Source organism: Vibrio sp. 1CM7H (genome assembly GCF_023161645.1).
Classification (GTDB): Bacteria; Pseudomonadota; Gammaproteobacteria; order Enterobacterales; family Vibrionaceae; genus Vibrio; species Vibrio diabolicus.
Genome location: NZ_JALNTV010000005.1, coordinates 185,964 through 206,466 on the forward strand (window position 1 = coordinate 185,964; position 20,503 = coordinate 206,466).

Below are 20,503 nucleotides of genomic sequence, written 5' to 3' on the forward strand. Positions count from 1 at the left end.
GTCTAAAAAGGCTTGTCAGCGTTTTTTTTGGGCGCTAAGTTAGTTTCGATAGCTGCCAGCCCTTGACGAATAAGGGATGGAGCATATTTTCTTAACAATGGAACGAAAGTCATCACAAAAATAATCACAGATGACACAAAGGGGAAATTACAGTGAATAAAACTCAGTTAGTAGAACAAATCGCAGAAAATGCAGACATTTCTAAAGCGTCAGCGGGTCGTGCTCTAGATGCATTCATCGAAGCAGTAAGCGGTACTCTTCAGTCTGGTGATCAAGTTGCTCTAGTTGGCTTTGGTACATTCAGCGTTCGTACTCGTGCTGCACGTACTGGTCGTAACCCAAAAACTGGTGAAGAAATCCAAATCGCAGAAGCAAAAGTACCAGCTTTTAAAGCTGGTAAAGCACTGAAAGACGCTTGTAACTAATCACAGCGTTAATTCTGTAACCGGCCATTTGCTTAACTTTTGCTCAAACAATAAGTTTCGAACAAAAATTTACAAACTTCGAGCCGAACTTTCTTAAATTATGCGCATCATACTGATGCGCATTTCTTTTTCTGATATTATTGCGCCATTATTTCTATTAGATAGAAGCAGTAGGCTTCAATTGTGGAGAGCAGTTAAATTATGATGGATCGACTACGCGAAGGCGTGAATAGCATCGCGGTCAAAATTATCCTTGGGCTTATCATCCTGTCTTTCGTATTTGCAGGTGTGGGTAGCTACATCGTTAGTGGTAACAACAACTCTGCAGCGAAAGTCGGTAACACTGAGATTCCTCGTGGTGAGTTCGAGATGGCATACCAAAATGAGCGTAACCGTATGCAAGCTCAGTTGGGTGACTACTTCTCTCAAATGCTGGCTGACCCTGCATATGTTGAATCTTTCCGCAAATCCGTTTTAGATCGAATGATCAATGACGTGTTGCTTGACCAACAAGCAGAAGCTTTAGGTCTGCGAATCAGCGACACCCAAGTTCGCAGCATGATTCTAGACATGCCTCAATTCCAATCTAATGGTCAGTTCGATCAAGAGATCTATCAAGCTTCTCTGCGTCGTGCAGGCTTTTCGCCAGACTCTTTTGCTGAGTACATGCGTCGTGAATTGGTTCGTGAACAACTGCTGAATGCACTACAAAACAGTGAATTTATTCTGCCAGGTGAAGTACAGGCAGAAGGTAAGCTGTTCACTCAAACTCGTGATATTCGCACGATTAAAATCGACTTAGCAGAGTTTGCGAAAAACATTGAATTGACTGACGAAGAAATTCAACAGTACTACAAAGCAAACCCTGACAACTTTACTCGCCCAGAGCAGGTTAAAGTCGCTTATATCGAACTGTCTGCTGAAGCGCTAAAGGAACAAGTTAATGTTTCTGATGCTGAGGTGAAAAAGTACTACGATGAGCACTTAAACAAATACTCTTCAGAAGAGCAGCGCCGTGTCGCTCATATTCTTGTAGAAGGGGACGATGAAGCAAAAGCGCAGGCTATCCTAGATGAGCTAAATGCGAGTGCAGACTTTGCAACGCTTGCTCAAGAGAAATCTGACGATTTTGGCAGCGCTGAAAACGGCGGTGACTTAGGTTGGATTGAGCGTGATGTGATGGACCCTGCTTTTGAAGAAGCGGCATTCGCGTTGAAGAATCCAGGCGATACGTCGGGTCTAGTAAAGTCGGACTTTGGTTACCATATTATCAAGCTTGAAGAGCTAAAAGACTCTGTGGCGAAGCCATTTGAAGAAGTAGCCGCTGAAATCAAACAAGAAATGGTTGACCAACAAGCGGTTGATCAATTCTACGAGCTACAAAGTGAGCTTGAGCGCGTAGCGTTTGAATACCCAGACTCATTGTATGACGCTTCTCAAGCCGTTAACCAAGAAGTGAAGACAACGGACTTTATTTCTCAAGTTGACGCACCTGAAGTGCTTCGTAACCCTGCGGTAATGCAAGCTATCCTTAGCCCTGAAGTAAAAGAAGATGGCTTGAACTCTGAAGCTATCGAAGTTGCACCTGAGCATATTATTGTTGTTCGTGTTGAAGACGCACGTGATGAGACGGTTCTTCCACTAGAAGAAGTGAAAGATCAGGTTATTGCAGAGCTATCTCGCGTTAAGGGTGAGCAAGATGCGATGGAACTTGGTACACAGGTTGTTGCTGCATTGAAAGAAGGTAAGACAGATGTGCTTACTGAAAACAACCTTGCATTTGGTGAACAAGAGACAGTAGATCGCCGTTCTCCGTTGGCAACAACGGTATTCGCGATGGCAAAACCAGTCGATGGTAAGCCAGTATATGGTCAGTCTAAAGATCTTGAAGGTAACATTGTTATCATCGAGCTTGATGCTGTAAATGCTGAGCTAGATAGTGATTTAGAAGAGCAAGTTGCGATGCAAATGCAGCGAGCATCTTCTCAGCAAGACCTATCATCTGTGCTAGCTGTACTGCGCGCAAACACTGACATTGAGTACTTTATTGTGAGCAACTAAGCACAATTAGTGTAATTTGCATGTTAACTAAAACGGACCGCATAAGCGGTCCGTTTTATTTTTGTCTTTATTAACTTCAATCATCAATAAGCATTACTTAAATTAGTGCGCGTTTAAGTGATACCAGTCATTGCGAATATCGGGTCATCTAGGTTTGTTAACAGGATAGTGACTTGCTACTGGTGACTGGTTTTAGCCTACTATTTTGGAGATTGTATGTTCAATATGAAATGGATTTTGACATTGTGCTTATTTGTTTTTGCGCCTTTTAGCATGGCTGCGGATTCAGCCACTGACAAATATGAAGGAATTGAAATTACCGTAAATATCAACACGGCCTCTGCTGAAGAAATAGCGACCATGTTGAAAGGTATTGGTGAGAAGAAAGCGCAGAGTATCGTGGACTACCGCGAGGAGCATGGCCCTTTTAAAACGGCAGCAGATTTGAAGAGCGTAAAAGGCATTGGTGAAGCGACAGTTAAGAAAAACGAAGACCGCATTTTACTGTAGCTTGATGTATTTCAGATATTGAGTCTGAATTCAGAACAATATCTGTTTCCCTATTACTGCTTTCCCGAACCAACCCCTCTTTCGTGGTTCGGGATTTTTTAACCGAATAAACGACGGCGAAAGCCTTTTTCCATTAGAGCCATTGTTAACCCACCGAGTGCGCCAAATAAATGAGCATCAATAGCAACGTTTGCGCCGATAAGCGCAGCAGTGCTGCTTGATGGACCATAGATCTGCTCCCATGCTACTTTGGCAATAAGCCCGCCGACCAACAACAAGCTGCTTCTTCTGCTTTCAAAGACTTCTCTGAGTGCCCAGAATCCAAATAGTCCGTGTAGTACGCCAGATAATCCCACGTACACCGACATGTTGGTAAACAAATTCATTGCGCCAACAAATGCGCACAAGAGTGAGAAAACGATAAGGAAGTTGCGAGTGCTTGGACGAAAAATAAAAGTAATGATCCACAATCCTGCCAGGTTCATCCCTAAGTGCGCAAAGTTGGTATGTGTGAGATTTCCTGTTACGATTCGCCACCATTCGCCATGGCGTATATTGTAGCTGTGCCACTCGGTTAGGCTTGCCATTGGTTCGAATTGAAGTATCAAACAGATCACGCTGATAATACTCAGCAAGGTATAAAGGTTCACTCTATGTCTCGTTATTGTTCTCGTTGTGGAAAATCGCAAAAAGCGTGTATTTGCCAATGGATTGTACCGTTGGCAAGCGAGGTAGAACTTATCATTCTTCAGCACACGAGTGAAGAACATCGTCCGCTTGGTACGGCACGGATTCTCAATTTGAGTTTAGATAACTGTATTTGTCTGATAGGAGAGGACTTTTCTGGTGATGATGTCTTAAATCACTTGTTGGCGGATGAATCATATCAACATTTTGTTCTTTACCCATCGGAACAGTCACGATGCATCTCTGAAATTAATCAAGCGAGCCGTAGTGTATCTAAGAAAATACGTTTGATTTTGCTCGATGGGACGTGGAAAAAAGCGTACAAAATGTGGCAGCTTTCTAGCAATTTACATCCACTCCCAACCGTGCAATTACCGAAGCAATTACAAGGGCATTACACCATTCGTAAAGCGCCCTCTGAGAATAGCTTATCGACAGTCGAGGCAGGTTATCATTCGCTTCGCTTGCTTGAACCCGAGAGAGACTTTACACCGCTTATGCATGCCTTTGAAAAGATGATCGAATTCCAAATCGCCCAGATGCCGCCGGGCGTATTTGAAAAGAATTACCTGAAAGGTTGAGTGTTACTAAAGAACGATGGAAGAGAAAAGTTGGCGGTGCAGCTTTTGCGCGTGACCATCGGTCATAGCAGAAATGTAATCGGCGATGACTCTCATCTTATTGCTCTCGCTCTTCGCCTGACACCACAGATCTTTTGTATGAACGGGTAGTAATCGCTCTGGGTCTGCTGTTAACGCTTCAAAAATATCCATAATAATTTGCTGACCCTTATACTCAACGATCTGGACCTGCGGGACTTGGATAACAAAGGCACTGACAAAGTGCTTGAGTACGTCAAGTGCACGTGCCATTTGTGGCTCTAAACACGCATTCCAAGACAGTAATGGATTATTGAAAGGCTCATCCACCGCCTTAATTGAAATGCTGGTCAGCAGGGCGTTAACCATACCACCGATGGCATCTTTCCGCTCATGATGCTTACCACTAAATAGCATCTGTCCGATGGAATCGATATGTGCTTCAAACCACGGGTCGCCACAGTCCGCTAATTGACTTGCTGCGCCTTCTTGCCATTGCTGACGTGTCACCATACCAAGCACGATTGCATCTTCTAAATCATGAACGCCGTAGGCGATATCGTCCGCTAGCTCCATGATTGAGCAATCGAGTGATTTAAAGCGCGTTTTACTGTGCTCAAACTCCGATTCTGGTTTTGAGCGCATTAAGCTAAGCAATGCCTTGTCGTTGTCAGAAAGCGGCGCAATTACCCAATCAAATAAGTCTTTGTCACAATCATAAATGCCTTTAGCTGGGCTCCAATCTTTTGCTTTTAGTTTACGTTGATGCTCAGCTGGTTGAGGCAACTTGACGGAGCGTGTTTGACTAATGAGGGCAGGGTACTTAATCAAACCAAGCAGTGTGCGGCGTGATAAATTCATTCCGAAATGCTCGGTATAAGGCTCTAACTTAGTGACGATACGAAAGGTTTGGGCGTTCCCCTCGAAGCCGCCATGTTCGCGCATTACGTAGTTTAGAGCGACTTCTCCCCCATGACCGTATGGAGGATGCCCGATGTCGTGCGCCAAACATAATGAATCAATTAAGCTGTCTGATGGTAATAGATCACGGAACTCTGGTTGTTTTTTCTTTAACTGGGCGACGATACCGGTCCCGAGTTGTGACGCTTCTAAGGAGTGTGTTAACCGGCTGCGGTGAAAGTCTTCCAAGCTATTGCCGTGTACTTGGGTTTTTGCTTGTAAGCGTCGAAATGCAGCCGAGTGAAGAATGCGCGCTCGGTCTCGTTGGTACGGGCTCCGATGGTCGTCACGACGGATTTTATGCTCATCATCATGGCGCTCTTGCCATTGCGGGTGTAATTCAAACGACACGATTATCTCCGTAAGCTAACTGATTTCATCTAACGATAATTCGAAACTTGGGGCAAAGGTATTGAGGAAGTAATCCATTTCAGGCGTTTTACGTTCTTGCAAAGTGATGTCTAAGCGTTTTTTTGCCAAAGCGAACTCATGATTGCCTGCGCTTAGTTCTTCGAGACATTTTAAATAGGCACAGATGGAGTCGGCTTGCTTGACGATTTTTGCGTCCTCTTCGTGTGCAGAGTGAGAAAGAAGGTAGGGGGCAAATTCATCTTGGAACTCTTCCGGTAACATTGAGAGTAATTTTTGTTCCGCTGCTGATTCTATCTTCTTATATTCTTTGGCAATTTCAGGGTTGTAATACTTCACTGGGGTTGGAAGGTCACCCGTTAATACTTCGCTAGAGTCATGGTACATGGCAAGAATCGCGATGCGTTCTGGATTAAGGTTGCCGCCGAACTTTTTGTTTTTAATTAGGGCAAGGGCATGAGCGACAAAAGCAACTTGTAAGCTATGCTCTGAAACGTTTTCTGGTGAGACGGACCGCATTAAAGGCCAGCGTTGGATCAGCTTCATTCGAGCCAGGTGAGCGAAAAAATGGCTTTCTTTCATGGCTTTCTCCGTTTCTGGTGTAAAAAAGGAACTCACTAGGAGTTCCTCTAAGCATATGAGAGATCAGCACTAATTACTACCAGTGATTCATTACTGGCTGTAGGTTGATAGGAATCGCTCAAAACGTCCAATGGCGATTTCTAGATCTTCAACGTGCGGCAGTGTCACGATGCGGAAATGGTCTGGTTTCGGCCAGTTGAAGCCGGAACCTTGCACCAGTAAGACCTTCTCTTGTTTTAAGAAATCTAAAACCATCTGCTGATCGTTCTTGATGTTGTACATTTTAGTGTCGATTTTCGGGAAGAGGTACATCGCACCCTTAGGTTTGACACAAGAAACACCAGGAATCTGATTGATCAGTTCATACGCTCGGTTGCGCTGCTCTAATAAGCGTCCGCCAGGTAAAATCAGTTCATTAATACTTTGGTATCCACCTAGCGCAGTTTGAATCGCATGTTGCATTGGTACGTTTGCACATAAACGCATCGATGAAAGCAACTCCAATCCATTCACGTACCCTTGAGCTAGATGTTTAGGCCCCGTTAGGAACATCCAGCCACCACGGAAACCGCAAACACGGTAGGCTTTTGAAAGGCCATTGAATGTCATGACTAGCACGTCTTCAGTGAGTGTTGCGACTGAGGTATGTGTTGCACCGTCGTACAACACTTTGTCGTAGATCTCATCTGCGAAAATGATCAGTTTGTGCTGGCGCGCGATTTCAATCACTTCAAGTAGGAAGTCACGGCTGTATACCGCACCTGTCGGGTTGTTCGGGTTGATCAGAACAATGCCACGTGTCTTCGGTGTGATTTTCTTTTTGATGTCTTCAAGGTCAGGGTACCAGTCTGCACCTTCATCACATAGGTAATGAACCGGCTTACCGCCTGATAGTGCAACTGAAGCTGTCCACAACGGGTAATCAGGTGCTGGGATCAGCATTTCGTCGCCATTGTTTAATAGCGCTTGCATGGCCATCACGATCAGCTCAGACACGCCGTTACCCACATACACATCTTCGACATCTAGAGAGCGGATACCTTTACGTTGATAGTGTTGGACCACGGCTTTACGAGCAGAGTAAATGCCTTTGGAATCACAATAGCCTTGAGAAGTCGGCAGATTACGAATCACGTCGACTAAAATCTCATCAGGGGCGTCAAAACCAAATGGGGCAGGGTTACCAATGTTTAGCTTTAGGATTTTATGCCCTTCTTCCTCCATGCGCTTAGCATGTTTGAGTACAGGACCCCTAATGTCGTAGCAGACATTATCGAGTTTTGACGACATCCCGATATTTTGCATTGTATAATTCCTAAAAATTCGTTAATTTCTTTATTAAAATACAATAATTTGTTTTTTATTAGAATATATATCTGTAAATTATCTGTTTGCTGGTTAAGTTTTGCTCGTTTGCTATCACAGGATTTTGCAAAAGATCGCATACGACCTTGATTTGCTTTGGGTCTAAACTTAGAGTAGCCGTCAGTTACCATTTATCCTCACATACTACGAGGTTGATTTGTCACAGTTCCATCAAGCCGTAAAGAGAATTATCGAGCGAGTTCAGCAAGCGGAAGGCAATCAAACACGTCTGGTCGAGCCCCTGAGCGAGAAACCTAATTTCTCATTTATTGATTGGCTTGATGCACAACCACTTTTCCCTAAATTCTACTGGCAGTCCCGCGATACTCGTGAAGAGGTCGTTGCACTAGGGCAATTACACGCTTTTGTTGAGCCAGGCCCTGCTTATACCATTCTAGGTGAAGGGCAACGAGTCTGGGGCGGACGCTCTTTTGACGGCCAGCATGAGAAGAATCGTCGCTGTATGCCTTCTTTCTTCTTTTTGCCTCAAATTGAGTTAATTCGTTTTGACCAACAATGGTCTCTCGCAGTTAATATTTCAGAAGATAAAGCACGAACCCTAGCAGGACTGAATAAACTGGTTTGTGAGGTCGCGACCTTAGCTCCGATTTCTTCTCACATCCGCTCTATTGTTCATACGCCAAGTCAGCCTCAATGGAATGAGTTAGTTCATAAAGTTCTGACTGGTATAAAGAATGATGATTTTAAGAAAGTGGTATTGGCGCGTCGCTCTACCGTGCAGCTTGATAACACATTAAGCGCTGCACAATTGCTGAAAGCGAGTTACTTAAACAACCATCATAGTTTCCATTTCATGCTGAGCTTAGACAGCAAACACAGCTTTATGGGTTCTACGCCAGAACGTTTGTATTCTCGCGTAGGGCACGAACTTCATACCGAAGCGTTAGCAGGCACGATTGGTCGAGGGGACAATGCCACTCACGATATGGAGTTGGCGAATTGGTTATCCCAAGATGAAAAGAACCTCAATGAAAACCAATACGTAGTTGATGACATTATTGATCGCCTATCACCGCATTCCGAAGCGGTTGAAGTGGAGGCCGAGGCAAGTTTGGTTAGGCTACGAAAAGTGCAACATCTCAAGCGAAATATTCACGCGAGCTTAAAGACGGGCATAAACGGTGTTCAGTTGTTATCGGCGCTTCAGCCGACGGCGGCGGTTGCTGGCTTACCTCGACAAGAATCCATGCAGTTTATTCTTGATAATGAGCCCTTTGCACGCGGCTGGTACGCGGGGTCAATGGGGTACATAAGCCATGAACGAGCAGAGTTTTGTGTCGCGATCAGAAGCGCGCTTGTGCTCGGTGACCAAGTACAACTGTTTGCGGGCGCAGGTATTGTGCCAGGCTCTGTGGCAGAGCATGAGTGGGCGGAACTTGATAAGAAAATGTCGACGTTACTTACGCTGATTTCTGATCACCCTCCGTTGGGAGTTGCATCATGAACCATGACCAAGCGGTGCTCAATCGAATTTGGTCAGAAACCATATTGATTGAGCTTCAGCGATTTGGCGTTAAGCATGTTTGTATCGCTCCTGGCTCTCGTTCTACTCCTTTAACTTTAGAGGCGGCAGAACAGTCCAATTTTTCTATTCATACTCACTTTGATGAGCGTGGTCTCGGCTTTATGGCTCTTGGCTTAGCGAAAGCTACTCAAGAGCCAGTGGCAATCATCGTTACCTCTGGTACGGCAGTGGCGAACTTATTACCAGCCGTTGCGGAGGCTAGGCTTACTGGTGAAAAGCTGGTGCTGCTCACTGCGGATCGTCCGATGGAGCTCGTTGGCTGTGGCGCAAACCAAGCGATTAACCAGTTGGGTATTTTTTCACATCATGTCTCGGCCAGCTTGAATTTACCAAGCCCAACTTTAACAACATCGCTTAATTGGTTGCTGACCTCTGTTGACGAAGTGATGTTTACTCAGCAACTGCAAGGCAGTGCTGTTCATATTAACTGTGCATTTCCAGAGCCTTTGTATTCCAACGGTGCAAAAGCGGATTATCAAACCTACTTAGACTCGGTAGCCGGATGGCGAAAAGGAAGTGGTAGTTATACCCAGCGTTTTAGCCACTTGTCACAGGCGCACATCACGTCTTGTGCGGATAAAAAAGGCTTGGTTGTGATTGGCAGCTTACCGCTTGAACAAGCGAAGTCGGCGCAGGCATTTGCACAAAAGATGGGATGGCCAGTACTTGCAGACCCGCAAAGTGGTCTCAATTCGGATTGGGCGCATTACGATGTATGGCTTCAACTTCCCGAGTTCGCAAACGAGCTTGAATCTTGTGAACTTATTATCCAATTTGGTAGCCGAATCATCTCCAAACGTTTGAACCAGTGGATTGATAAACAAGTTTCGCAAAATCAACAAAGTAAAGACGTTCAATACTGGTATATCTCACCGCGTATGGACCGTAATAACCAAAATCATCTGGCGCAAATGCACTGGGTTGAACTTCCTCAAACTTGGGTTTCTCGCATTAGCTTTGAGAAGCCAATATTTGCTGGGTGGGCTGATAGGTTAGCGAATGGAGTTAAGCGAGTTCATCAACGTATCGAAGAAGCCTTCCTATCTGATTCAGCGTCTGCCATTGATGAAATCGCGTTGGCAGTAGACATCAACGAGCGCAATAAAAACGCTGATGTCTTTTTGGGTAACAGTTTGTTTGTTCGACTTGTCGATATGTACGGCAAACTTGATGATGTAGAAGTGTTCACTAACCGAGGCGCGTCAGGAATTGACGGTTTGTTTGCTACCGCATCTGGTGTGCAGCGAGCAAGAGGTAATCCGTTACTGATGTATATTGGTGACACATCAGCACTGTATGATCTCAATTCACTAGCGCTGTTTTCTCACAATAAACTGCCGACGGTGCTTGTGGTCACAAACAATGATGGTGGCGCAATTTTCGATATGTTACCGGTGCCTCAGGAGCATCGCACTGCGTACTACCAAATGCCCCACGGTTATCAGTTTGAACATGCAGCCAAACAGTTTGGTTTAAAGTATGAGAAGCCAACTACGTTAGAAATGTATCAAGCAATGGTTGCCGAGCACCTTTCGAGCGGTCAAGGCACACTGCTGGTGGAAGTTCAAACCCCACCAAGCCAAGCCGCAGAGTTGATAAAGGCATTTAATAAGAGCCTGCATGCTTCACTCTGAGCGTCTCTCTTCAACTGAAAAACACCAAAGTGGTGATCTTCCCACTCTGGTGTTTTTGCATGGCTTTTTAGGAAGTGGTGCTGATTGGCAAGCTTGTTTGGATGAGCTGACTCAGTTTGAACGAGTCGTTATAGACCTTCCTGGGCATGGTCGCAGTCAGTTTACAAAGTGCAACGATCTCGATGATTGCTGCAAACTTCTTAATTCCACACTATCTTTATTATTTCCTCCGCAACAACCACTTATTTTGATTGGTTACTCGATGGGCGGTCGTATTGCGATGCATGGTATTGCCAATCAATGCTTCCCAGATCTCAATATTGTGGGTGCAATTGTGGAAGGGGGAAACTTCGGGCTTCAAACTGAGTCAGAGAAACAGGTGAGATTGGAGAATGATGTTCGCTGGGCAAAGCGTTTCAAAATTGAACCACTTGAACGTGTTTTGAACGATTGGTATCAGCAAGCGGTGTTTTCTTCACTAAACCATGAGCAAAGACAAACATTAATTGCGAAGCGAAGTGATAATCTTGGCTCGGCGGTCGCGAGTATGCTGATGACAACATCGTTAGCCAAGCAGGCGTATTTGTTGCCCACACTGAAAAAGCAGAATATACCGATGTATTACTTGTGTGGCGCGAGAGACCAAAAATTTAGCCAACTGGCACAACGTAGCGGGTTGGCGTATCGACAAGTTGAAGGCGCAGGACATAACGTTCATCAAGAGCAGCCCCAACAATTTGCGATGCATATTAAGCAAATAATTCAATCTCACTTTGGTGAGAGTAACGAGAACAATGGGAATCACCATGGCTAAAACAGTAGGCATTTCTGAAGAAGAACTTTACGCTCCGGTTCAATGGAAAGATTGCAGCGAGAAATACGAGGATATTCACTACCATAAATCTGAAGATGGTATCGCGAAAATTACCATTGCACGCCCACAAGTGCGTAATGCATTCCGCCCTCAAACAGTAAAAGAGATGATTGATGCGTTGGCAGATGCGCGTTACGACTCTGGTGTTGGCGTGATCATTCTGACAGGTCTAGGTGAAGACGCATTCTGTTCTGGCGGCGACCAGAAGATCCGTGGCGACTACGGCGGCTATAAAGACGACCAAGGTACACACCACCTAAACGTATTGGACTTCCAACGTGATATTCGTACTTGTCCAAAACCAGTGATCGCATCGGTAGCAGGTTGGGCTGTGGGCGGTGGTCACGTACTGCACATGATGTGTGACCTAACGATTGCGGCTGACAACGCTCAATTTGGTCAAACAGGCCCTAAAGTGGGTTCATTTGACGGCGGTTGGGGCGCATCTTACATGGCTCGTATCGTAGGCCAAAAGAAAGCTCGCGAAATCTGGTTCCTATGTCGTTTCTACAATGCTCAAGAAGCGTTAGACATGGGCTTGGTCAACACGGTTGTGCCGCTAGAAGAGCTAGAGAAAGAAACCGTTCGTTGGTGTCGTGAAGTTCTTCAGCATAGTCCAATGGCGCTACGCTGTCTGAAAGCTGCATTGAATGCGGACTGTGATGGTCAAGCAGGTCTTCAAGAGCTTGCGGGTAACGCAACGATGATGTTCTACATGACCGATGAAGGACAAGAAGGTCGTAACGCATTCAATGAGAAACGTCGCCCAGACTTCGACAAATTCCCTCGTAACCCATAATCCGTATAAAAAGAGGAGTGTTTTAGCTCCTCTGTTCCATTTTTCCTGAGCGCCTCGCCCTCTGGGAGGCTGGTGGGATTGCTCGCCAGAACGCTCAAATATACGGCATTACATAGGACTCGAATTATGCGTGAAGCGAAAATTTATCGTTATAGCTTGCCCATGGATAGTGGTGTCATCCTGCGAGACAATAAGCTAACTGAACGTGTTGGTTATGTTGTTGCGCTTTCTGAAGGTGACCAAATAGGGCTTGGAGAAGTCGCTCCTCTTCCTGGTTTTAGTTTAGAGAGCACCGAAGATGCTGGTATTCAGCTACAAGAACAAGCGGAGCGTTGGGTAGCAGGATTGGATGTGGATTACGACAACATGTATCCATCGGTCGCGTTTGGTTTATCGATGGCACAGTTAGAGTTAGCTGGTGGCTTACCCCAACAAGGTAAGTATCAAACAGCGCCGCTGTGTACTGGTGACCCAGACGAGCTCATTCCAAAGCTGAACGAAATGGAAGGCGAGAAAGTCGCGAAAGTAAAAGTCGGGCTTTATGAGCCAATTCGCGATGGCATGCTTGTGAACCTTTTCCTTGAATCTATCCCTCAATTAACGCTTCGACTTGATGCAAACCGCGCTTGGACACCAGAAAAAGCGCAGCAGTTTGCTAAATACATTACTCCGTCTCTGCGTCAGCGCATTACCTTTTTGGAAGAGCCGTGCCGCTCTCCTGGCGATAGTCTCTCTTTTGCTATCAATACTGGTATTGCGATTGCTTGGGATGAAACGTTGCAAGATGCGGTTCGTCGAGAGGATTTCCGTCTTGAAGATCTAACTGGTGTGAAAACGATCATCATCAAACCCACACTCATTGGTTCGGTGGATTTTTGTATTACACTGATAGAGAAGGCGAAGTCACTGGGGATGAAAGCGGTTATTAGCTCGAGCATTGAATCCAGTCTCGGTTTAACGCAATTAGCGCGCTTTGCCCAATGGCAGCTGCCTGATGAAGTTCCAGGTTTGGATACGATTGGCCTATTCAAAGCTCAGTTAGAGCAAGGCTGGCCTAAGTGTGAACTTCCCGTTCTTCCTCTGAAAGATCAGGAGATTGTGTGGCATTCTGCATAGACAATGTTGCGAAGGCACCGTGGAAATATTGGGCTCAAACGAGCCCTTTTTCTATTGCGCTCAAGACACCAACAGAAACATTAAACTGGCAACAACTCTCAGTACGTATTGACCAATACGCTCACTATTTGAATGACTTGGGCGTAACGCGGGGAGATGTGCTGACTTTGGTAGGTAAAAACCAAGTCGAAACTCTGCTGTTTTATCTTGCTTCCAAGCAGTTAGGCGCACTTGCCGCGCTGACCATGGTACAACCACTCGATACGTTACAGAGTAAACTTGCGACCCTTTATAAACCTGAACAAACTCGGTTTATCTGGTTTGCTCAGGAGTGCGCTTCGACCTTTTCTGAACATGATATACAAAAACTCAAGGCAACATTGCTTTCACCGCCCTTAGTTTCACAACAAGAGCGTGATGCGGTGATTGAAGATGCCTATCACCATGACAGGCTCGCTTCTGTGGTATTTACCTCTGGCTCGACAGGGGAGCCTAAAGCTGTGGTTCATACACATCGACAACACCTTGCATCCGCAGAAGGCTTGTTGCAAGAGTTCATTTTCACTCAGCAAGATTCTTGGCTATTGTCGCTTCCGCTTTATCACGTCTCTGGATTGGCGATTGTATATCGTTGGCTATATGTCGGAGCGACATTGAAAATCGGTACAGGAAAACTTGTCGAAGATATTCAGGGCGTGTCACACGCCTCTTTGGTTGCAACGCAACTCAAACGGCTATTGGATGATGATGCTCACTTGTCATTGACGCATGTGCTATTGGGCGGCAGCCACGTTGCTCACGAGTTGGCGTTGCGAGCAACAGGACGAGGGATTGAGGCGTGGTTAGGTTATGGGATGACGGAAGCAGCCTCTACCGTTACCGCAAAGAGAATTGACAGTACCAGTAATGCTGGACACGTATTGAATCACCGTAAGATAAAGTTGGTTGACCAACGCATTTTTGTCGGTGGTAAAACATTGGCGGCAGGGTATTTTCATCAAGGTCATGTTACTCCGTTTCTGGATGAGAAAGGCTGGTTCGATAGCAAGGATCTCGGTGAGTGGCAAGGTGACGAGTTAAAGATCATCGGCCGTGCCGACAATCAATTTATCTCTGGTGGTGAGAACATTCATTGTGAAGAGATTGAGGCAGCATTGAACCAAATTGATGGCGTGGTGCAGAGCATAGTGGTTCCAGTCGAAGATGCGGAATTTGGTCATCGCCCTGTTGCTGTGATTCAGACCAATGATTTGCGCAGCAAAGCGGAATATGACCTGCATTTGCAATCCAAATTAGAGAAGTTTAAATGGCCAGTGGAATACCATTTAATGCCACAAGTGCTACTAGAAAGTGGGATCAAAGTTTCTCGGAAGGTAGTGAAGGAGTGGCTATTGCCATCAATTCAGCATTAGTCAATTTTGCTATGTATTAGTCAGAAAGGGAATTTCGTATCCTTATAACTCTGAATCATAATTATGCTTCTTCGAAGAGAGAAAAGGCATAAGGTTCAGGATGGTAAAGCTAGTATTAATTACGGCGGTAGCACTACAAATTGGTATTGCAATAAGTAGTGAAGGGCTCGCCCGCTCTCTTGCAGAGCTGACGGCCTTTTTGATCGCTATCGCATTGGTTGTTACATACAAAAACAGCAAACTTGAGCCGTCGTCATCTCAACACGATGAGAAGACCACTAATATCTAAACAATAACCAACTTAGAGAAGTGGTTGAAATTAACACCCACAGAGTTACACCAAACAACAGTGGCTTAGCTCCAGCAGACCTCAGCTTCGAAATTGAAATGCTGCAACCAATCAGGAACAGACACACCACCAAAGCTTGTTTCGCTCCAACGAAAATACCGTGATAGACCATTTCAAATTGAGGGAAGAAGTCGCTAAACGCGATGGCTGCACAGTACCAAAAAATGAAATAAGGAATAACTAACTTTTTCGTTCCATTCTCTTTCTGGTCTCTCGAAAAGATCACGGCACTGATCAGTGCAACAGGGATGATCCACAAAGCTCGTGCGAGTTTTAACGTTGTTGCTGTAGTTAGTGCTTCTTCACCGTACGCTGAGGCAGCCCCAACAACAGAAGAAGTGTCATGAATAGCAATCGCGGCCCATGTACCAAATGTGTGTTGATCTAGCCCTAAAGCATGCCCAACCACAGGAAACACGAATAGTGCGATGGAGTTTAGGACAAATACCGTTGCCAGTGCTAATCCAATCTGTTCGTCTTTTGCTTTAATCGCTGGTGCCACCGCGGCAATTGCACTACCACCACAAATTGCTGTACCTGACGAGATTAAGTATGCGGTTACTCGCTCCAACTTAATTATTCTGGCAATGATAGTGCCTATGATCAGTGTGCCCGTAATCGTGGCGATAATCAGACCGATACCATCCGATGTAACAGAGAGTGCTTGCTCAAAGTTGATGCCAAAGCCTAAACCAATAATCGAGTAGGACAACAGCTTTTTAGTAAAAGAAGCAATGGGCAGTTCTGAAGGCACAAAACCAAAACTTGCGAGTAGAAAACCAATAACTAGGGCAATAGGAGAGGAGACAAAAGGGGTTAAGCAAAAGAGTAACGCCAATCCAAACAAGAGGTAGTTTCTATTCAAGGTTTTTATTCGCTGTTATGAATGAAAGCGCGAGTATATCGCACTGAGTGTGGTCAGTTTGTCTTAATGATTTGAACACATGTTCAGTTATTCTAAACATGTGTTCAAATGTATTTTTATCGCCAGTCGCCTCTGAGTTGATGCACTCTATCGAACATCGTTTTTGCCGTTGCTTCATTTGGTGGAACCGGCTGTCCGGCTTCAATTTCTAGCTTTGACCAAAATCGAGTTGGTAAGCCACAACATGCTCGGCCTTTCGCGCGGCTGAAATAGCTTCCCCATAAGCCTTTGAGTGCCACGGGTATGACAGGTACCGGGCTGCGACGCAGAATAATATCAATGCCACGCATGAATTCATTCATTTCACCGTCCGAAGTTAATTTTCCTTCAGGGAAAATACAGACGATATGTCCTTCGCTTAATGCAGTTTCTACATCATTAAATGCACGCCTGATGGAGTTTCTGTTACTCGCTGAAATTGGAATTACCCCAGTTCTGCGTAAAAAGCGTCTTAGTGGAGGTAGGTTGGCGTAATCTTCCTCCATCACAAAACGAATCAACCTTGGGCATACTGCGCTAAGTAGCAAGGCGTCCATATAGCTCACGTGATTACATACGATCAACGCACCGCCTTGTTCTGGCAAGTTATGTAGGTTTTTATGTTTCACTCGATAAATAGTGTGAGTTAGCATCCAAACCACAAAACGGACAACGAATATCGGTATTTGCAAAAAAATGTAAGCGGCGACCAAGAAATTCAAAATGGCTAACAATGCAAACAACTGAGGAATTGTCATCTTGATTACACTCAGGCACACAATACCTAAGACAGCACTGCCGACCATAAACAGAGAGTTAAAGATGTTGAGCCCTGCGATGACTTGTGCACGCTCGGTTTCCTTTGCTCTATGTTGCATTAATGCGTAAAGCGGTACGATAAACAGTCCGCCAGAGGCGCCAATCATCAATAGATAGAAAAATAATGGCCAAAAAGGCTCATATCTAAAGAAGTCTACAAAGTCATGGAAGATAGGTAGGTCACTTGGAATGGAGGTTGCCATCAAGTACCCAAATACCGTAATGCCAAGTGCGCCAATAGGCACAATACCGACTTCGATACGATGATTCGAGATCCAATTGCAAAGTAGCGACCCTAGCGCGATACCAATAGAAAACAGAGCAAGTAAGAAAGACACCGCACTCTCGGTGCCATTTAGGTAAATCTTGGTGAAATTCGGGAACTGGGTTAGATAGGCGGCGCCTAAAAACCAAAACCAGCTTATCGCCATAATACATTGAAAAACAACACGATCTGATTTTGCGATGGATAGCGTGTGTTTAGTTTGTTTGTACGGTTGCCAACGAAAAGAAAGATTAGGTGCGCTGGCGGCTGCAAAGGGTATTGATCGGCTCGACAAGTATCCCAACAATGCAAAGAGTACGACACAAAATGCGGCAAGGTATTTTGCGTTGTCTGCTGAGGCGATAATTCCAGCACCTAGGGTACCAATAAGGATGGCGATAAAGGTACCAGCTTCAACAAGTGCGTTGCCTGGCACTAACTCTTTCGCGTTTAATTTTTGGGGCAAAAGGGCATATTTAACCGGTCCAAAGAATGCTGACTGTGTGCCCATTAAGAACAGTAGCAGCAAAAGTACACCATAACTTTCGGTTATAAAACCAATGGCACCCAAAAGCATGATGGCGATTTCAAACAGCTTTACCTTGCGAATAAACCATGATTTTTCATATTTATCGGCTAATACGCCAGCTGAAGCGGAGAATAGAAAGAACGGTAGAATGAACAAGCCAGCCGCTAAATTGATGAACAAGTTGCTCGAAATAGGTAGTGCGCTGGATCCCGCGAAGGCGACAAACAGCAGCAAAACGTTTTTAAAAATATTGTCGTTGAAAGCGCCAAAAAACTGAGTAATGAAATAGGGTAGGAACTTTCTTTGCGTAAGTAAGGACGGCTGTCTGTCGGACGACATGGATAATCCTTTGTTACCAGTTTGTGAGGTAGTTAGAAAGCAGGTTACTGATTAATTCTTTACCATCAATTGGTTCACTAGAGAAAAATTTATCATCAACACTGAGTAAAGTAATGCCGTGTACGCCAGACCAAAGCACTCGACTCGCTTGAATCACTTCGGACTCGGTACGATGTGGTGCGATTTGAGCCAATAGTGACTCCAGCATTCCTGTCATCCCGTCGATACGTTTGGCATGCCATTCTGGAAGCTCTGCACCATTCATGTTGTGCTCGAAGACTAACTGCCAACGGTAAGGGTGCTTTTGAGCGAAATCGTGGTAGCAATAAGCCAGTTCAAATAGAGCTTGATGAGCGTCTTTACTACTATTGGTCGCCTTCAATGCTTCTTGGGAGAGTTCGTCTAAAGTTTGCGCGACTACGTGTAAAAGTAACAGGTTATAGTTGCCAAAAATGTTGACTAATGTGCTTGGCACGTAACCAATCATGTTAGCTATTTTACGAAGACTGAGTTCGTGGTAAGAATTCTCATCTAAAAAGTTTTTGACTGTTGTTAAAGTCAAATTCACTAACTCTTCTCTGGTGTGATCGTTTCTGCGCGCCATACTCTCAAACTGCTTTATTGAACATCGTTCAATATGATAGTCAGCTACCTATTAACCGTCAACAAGGCAATATACTCAAGTGACGTCAAGGTCCAGGATTCTGAGCTGTGTCACTGATTCTAATTCAAGTAAAACATCCCCGAGTAGTAGCGAGTTCATTCCCAGCATTTCTAAACGAACCAAGTATCTCGAAGTTAACCGAGAGCGGTCTGTATCGTTGGCAATATTCTGATACATGTCAGCTTCTGTAAGCTGTTTTCATCAACAGGCATACAGAGTATGATGACGCAACAATCATCTTTGGCGTGCTACTGTTTGAAACAATCGTTGTTTCGTCTGATAGAGCACAATCTTAGATAGCTAACTTTAAGGATAACGATGAAACGTTTATTTTCTATTGTTGCTCTGTTGATGTTTACCGTTGCTGTAACGCCTATCGCGGAAGCGAAGAAGTTTGGTGGCAGTAAGTCTTTCGGTAAGAGCTACAAAACAGCGCCAGCACCAAAACAACAGCAACAAAACACCAATACGGTAGGCAAAGATCAGACGGCGAAGTCTTCAAGTAAAAAAGGCTTAATGGGCGGTCTGCTAGGCGGACTTCTTGCTGGTGGTCTACTTGCTGCATTCTTTGGCGGTGCTTTTGAAGGTATCCAATTTATGGATATCCTAATTATTGGTTTGATTGCCTTTGTCATCTTTAAATTAATGCGCGGTATGCTAGGTGCGAAGCAGGGCAGTATGAACCAGCATCGTCAGCAACCTGCATTTGGTGGTAACGCATCTAAGTTTGAGCAACCAAACATGCAAAACTTTGAGCAACAGCCAAACACAAATAATGGTGGCTTTGGTGGTTTCGGCGCTCAAACGGACGTACCACATAACTACCCACCGGGCTTTGACCAAGCAGCGTTTATTAACGGCTCTCGTGAACACTACCGAATCCTGCAAGGTGCGTGGAATCACAATCAACTGGAAACCATTGAAGAATATGTTTCTCCAAGCTTGTTTGAAGATCTGAAAGCAGAGCGCGCGAAGCTCGACGGTGAGCAGCATACTGATGTAATGTACGTTGATGCAGAGATCGTCCGTGCCGATTACGATGCAAATAAAGCACAGCTTAGCCTGCAGTTTAGCGGTCGTTACCGTGACACAGTAGAAGGTGTTGAAGAAGAAATCGAAGATATCTGGCACCTAGAGCGTGACCTGACTGTGCCTAATGCACCATGGTTAATCGTTGGTATTCAAGGCTAGTCACCTTTAAACCAATTTAGTCACTAATAAAAATCCCGCGCCCCCTGCGGGATTTTTTGTATCTGTCGTTTGTATTTACGAAAGGTGTTTTTATAAAACCTGCCAGATGGAGACTTCATCATGGCTCGCGCTTAACTCTGCCGAATATCTTTTTGCTAGTCAGTCCTCAAGTGTTTTACTGAATGTTTTTAGCATTCACATTATGGTCATTGCGATAAAACAAGGACAAAGTGCTAGTTCATTGTTTGTATTACAACTACCAGATCCGAACTTTGTCCATCGGAGATTCGCTTCGGCCCAGTTGTTAAAGTAGGATCCAAACAGAGGTAGAATAGCGAAGAAGTTGGGTTAAATAAGGAAGGGCTTGTTACTTTACTTTATCAAGAGTCCGAAACGAAAAAAGCCAGCTCAATGAGCTGGCTTTTTCAATATGGTGGAGGGGGACGGATTCGAACCATCGAAGGCAGTGCCGGCAGATTTACAGTCTGCTCCCTTTGGCCACTC

The 20,503-nt window shown here is 44.9% G+C and carries 19 protein-coding genes; 12 read left to right on the forward strand and 7 right to left on the reverse strand.

Features of this window, described 5'->3' with window-relative positions:
* The first annotated feature begins 152 nt into the window (after positions 1-152).
* From MSG33_RS18300 to MSG33_RS18310, 3 genes are all read left to right on the forward strand, one after another.
* Complete coding sequence (locus tag MSG33_RS18300) at positions 153-425, forward strand: HU family DNA-binding protein (protein WP_005382341.1); 273 nt, start codon at positions 153-155, stop codon at positions 423-425.
* A 201-nt stretch (positions 426-626) separates the two neighbouring features.
* Entirely contained in the window at positions 627-2,486 is a 1,860-nt protein-coding gene (gene ppiD / locus MSG33_RS18305) for a peptidylprolyl isomerase (RefSeq protein ID WP_248381671.1), read from the forward strand.
* Positions 2,487-2,711: 225 nt separating this feature from the next.
* On the forward strand, positions 2,712-2,996 hold the full coding sequence (locus MSG33_RS18310; protein WP_031780151.1) for a ComEA family DNA-binding protein: 285 nt from the start codon (positions 2,712-2,714) through the stop codon (positions 2,994-2,996).
* A gap of 98 nt (positions 2,997-3,094) precedes the next feature.
* Here the strand turns inward: MSG33_RS18310 and rrtA are convergent, their stop codons facing one another.
* On the reverse strand, positions 3,095-3,646 hold the full coding sequence (gene rrtA, locus MSG33_RS18315) for a rhombosortase (RefSeq protein WP_005390532.1): 552 nt from the start codon (positions 3,644-3,646) through the stop codon (positions 3,095-3,097).
* A 3-nt stretch (positions 3,647-3,649) separates the two neighbouring features.
* Here rrtA and MSG33_RS18320 point away from each other — a divergent pair, with 3 nt between their 5' ends.
* Positions 3,650-4,264 carry a DTW domain-containing protein gene (locus MSG33_RS18320; RefSeq protein WP_005390535.1) on the forward strand — a complete coding sequence of 205 codons (615 nt, stop codon included), beginning with the start codon at positions 3,650-3,652 and terminating at the stop codon, positions 4,262-4,264.
* A gap of 6 nt (positions 4,265-4,270) precedes the next feature.
* Here MSG33_RS18320 and MSG33_RS18325 read toward each other — a convergent pair whose 3' ends face one another.
* The 3 genes from MSG33_RS18325 to MSG33_RS18335 form a co-directional block, all read right to left on the reverse strand.
* Positions 4,271-5,593: an anti-phage deoxyguanosine triphosphatase gene (locus MSG33_RS18325; RefSeq protein ID WP_248381673.1), complete on the reverse strand. Its 1,323-nt coding sequence runs from the start codon at positions 5,591-5,593 to the stop codon at positions 4,271-4,273.
* Positions 5,594-5,608: 15 nt separating this feature from the next.
* Positions 5,609-6,193, reverse strand: a complete 585-nt coding sequence (gene yfbR, locus MSG33_RS18330; RefSeq protein ID WP_248381687.1) for a 5'-deoxynucleotidase — start codon at positions 6,191-6,193, stop codon at positions 5,609-5,611.
* Between the two features lie 90 nt (positions 6,194-6,283).
* A complete protein-coding gene (locus MSG33_RS18335; RefSeq protein ID WP_005390543.1) occupies positions 6,284-7,498 on the reverse strand; it encodes a pyridoxal phosphate-dependent aminotransferase in 1,215 nt (404 codons plus the stop codon).
* Between the two features lie 217 nt (positions 7,499-7,715).
* Here MSG33_RS18335 and MSG33_RS18340 point away from each other — a divergent pair, with 217 nt between their 5' ends.
* The 7 genes from MSG33_RS18340 (at position 7,716) to MSG33_RS18370 (ending at position 15,228) form a co-directional block, all read left to right on the forward strand.
* Entirely contained in the window at positions 7,716-9,023 is a 1,308-nt protein-coding gene (locus MSG33_RS18340) for an isochorismate synthase (RefSeq protein WP_047009476.1), read from the forward strand.
* Positions 9,020-10,738: a 2-succinyl-5-enolpyruvyl-6-hydroxy-3-cyclohexene-1-carboxylic-acid synthase gene (gene menD / locus MSG33_RS18345; protein ID WP_248381675.1), complete on the forward strand. Its 1,719-nt coding sequence runs from the start codon at positions 9,020-9,022 to the stop codon at positions 10,736-10,738. The genes MSG33_RS18340 and menD overlap by 4 nt, the downstream gene beginning before the upstream one ends.
* Positions 10,725-11,552, forward strand: a complete 828-nt coding sequence (gene menH, locus MSG33_RS18350) for a 2-succinyl-6-hydroxy-2,4-cyclohexadiene-1-carboxylate synthase (RefSeq protein ID WP_248381677.1) — start codon at positions 10,725-10,727, stop codon at positions 11,550-11,552. Before menD ends, menH begins: the two co-directional genes overlap by 14 nt.
* Complete coding sequence (gene menB / locus MSG33_RS18355) at positions 11,545-12,411, forward strand: 1,4-dihydroxy-2-naphthoyl-CoA synthase (protein ID WP_012842018.1); 867 nt, start codon at positions 11,545-11,547, stop codon at positions 12,409-12,411. The genes menH and menB overlap by 8 nt, the downstream gene beginning before the upstream one ends.
* Positions 12,412-12,537: 126 nt before the next feature.
* Positions 12,538-13,527 carry an o-succinylbenzoate synthase gene (menC, locus tag MSG33_RS18360; protein ID WP_248381678.1) on the forward strand — a complete coding sequence of 330 codons (990 nt, stop codon included), beginning with the start codon at positions 12,538-12,540 and terminating at the stop codon, positions 13,525-13,527.
* Positions 13,512-14,939, forward strand: a complete 1,428-nt coding sequence (menE, locus tag MSG33_RS18365; RefSeq protein ID WP_248381680.1) for an o-succinylbenzoate--CoA ligase — start codon at positions 13,512-13,514, stop codon at positions 14,937-14,939. Before menC ends, menE begins: the two co-directional genes overlap by 16 nt.
* Positions 14,940-15,039: 100 nt before the next feature.
* Complete coding sequence (locus MSG33_RS18370; protein ID WP_012842016.1) at positions 15,040-15,228, forward strand: hypothetical protein; 189 nt, start codon at positions 15,040-15,042, stop codon at positions 15,226-15,228.
* Here MSG33_RS18370 and MSG33_RS18375 read toward each other — a convergent pair.
* The 3 genes from MSG33_RS18375 to MSG33_RS18385 form a co-directional block, all read right to left on the reverse strand.
* Complete coding sequence (locus tag MSG33_RS18375) at positions 15,218-16,153, reverse strand: putative sulfate exporter family transporter (RefSeq protein WP_006743254.1); 936 nt, start codon at positions 16,151-16,153, stop codon at positions 15,218-15,220. The genes MSG33_RS18370 and MSG33_RS18375 overlap by 11 nt on opposite strands.
* A 116-nt stretch (positions 16,154-16,269) precedes the next feature.
* Positions 16,270-18,144, reverse strand: coding sequence for an MFS transporter (locus tag MSG33_RS18380; protein WP_248381682.1), 1,875 nt, complete (start codon positions 18,142-18,144; stop codon positions 16,270-16,272).
* Positions 18,145-18,157: 13 nt separating this feature from the next.
* Positions 18,158-18,748: a TetR-like C-terminal domain-containing protein gene (locus MSG33_RS18385; RefSeq protein ID WP_006743255.1), complete on the reverse strand. Its 591-nt coding sequence runs from the start codon at positions 18,746-18,748 to the stop codon at positions 18,158-18,160.
* 378 nt (positions 18,749-19,126) lie between these two features.
* On the opposite strand from MSG33_RS18385, the gene MSG33_RS18390 reads away from it, so the two are divergent.
* Positions 19,127-19,999, forward strand: a complete 873-nt coding sequence (locus MSG33_RS18390; RefSeq protein WP_046874203.1) for a Tim44 domain-containing protein — start codon at positions 19,127-19,129, stop codon at positions 19,997-19,999.
* Positions 20,000-20,503: the final 504 nt, after the last annotated feature.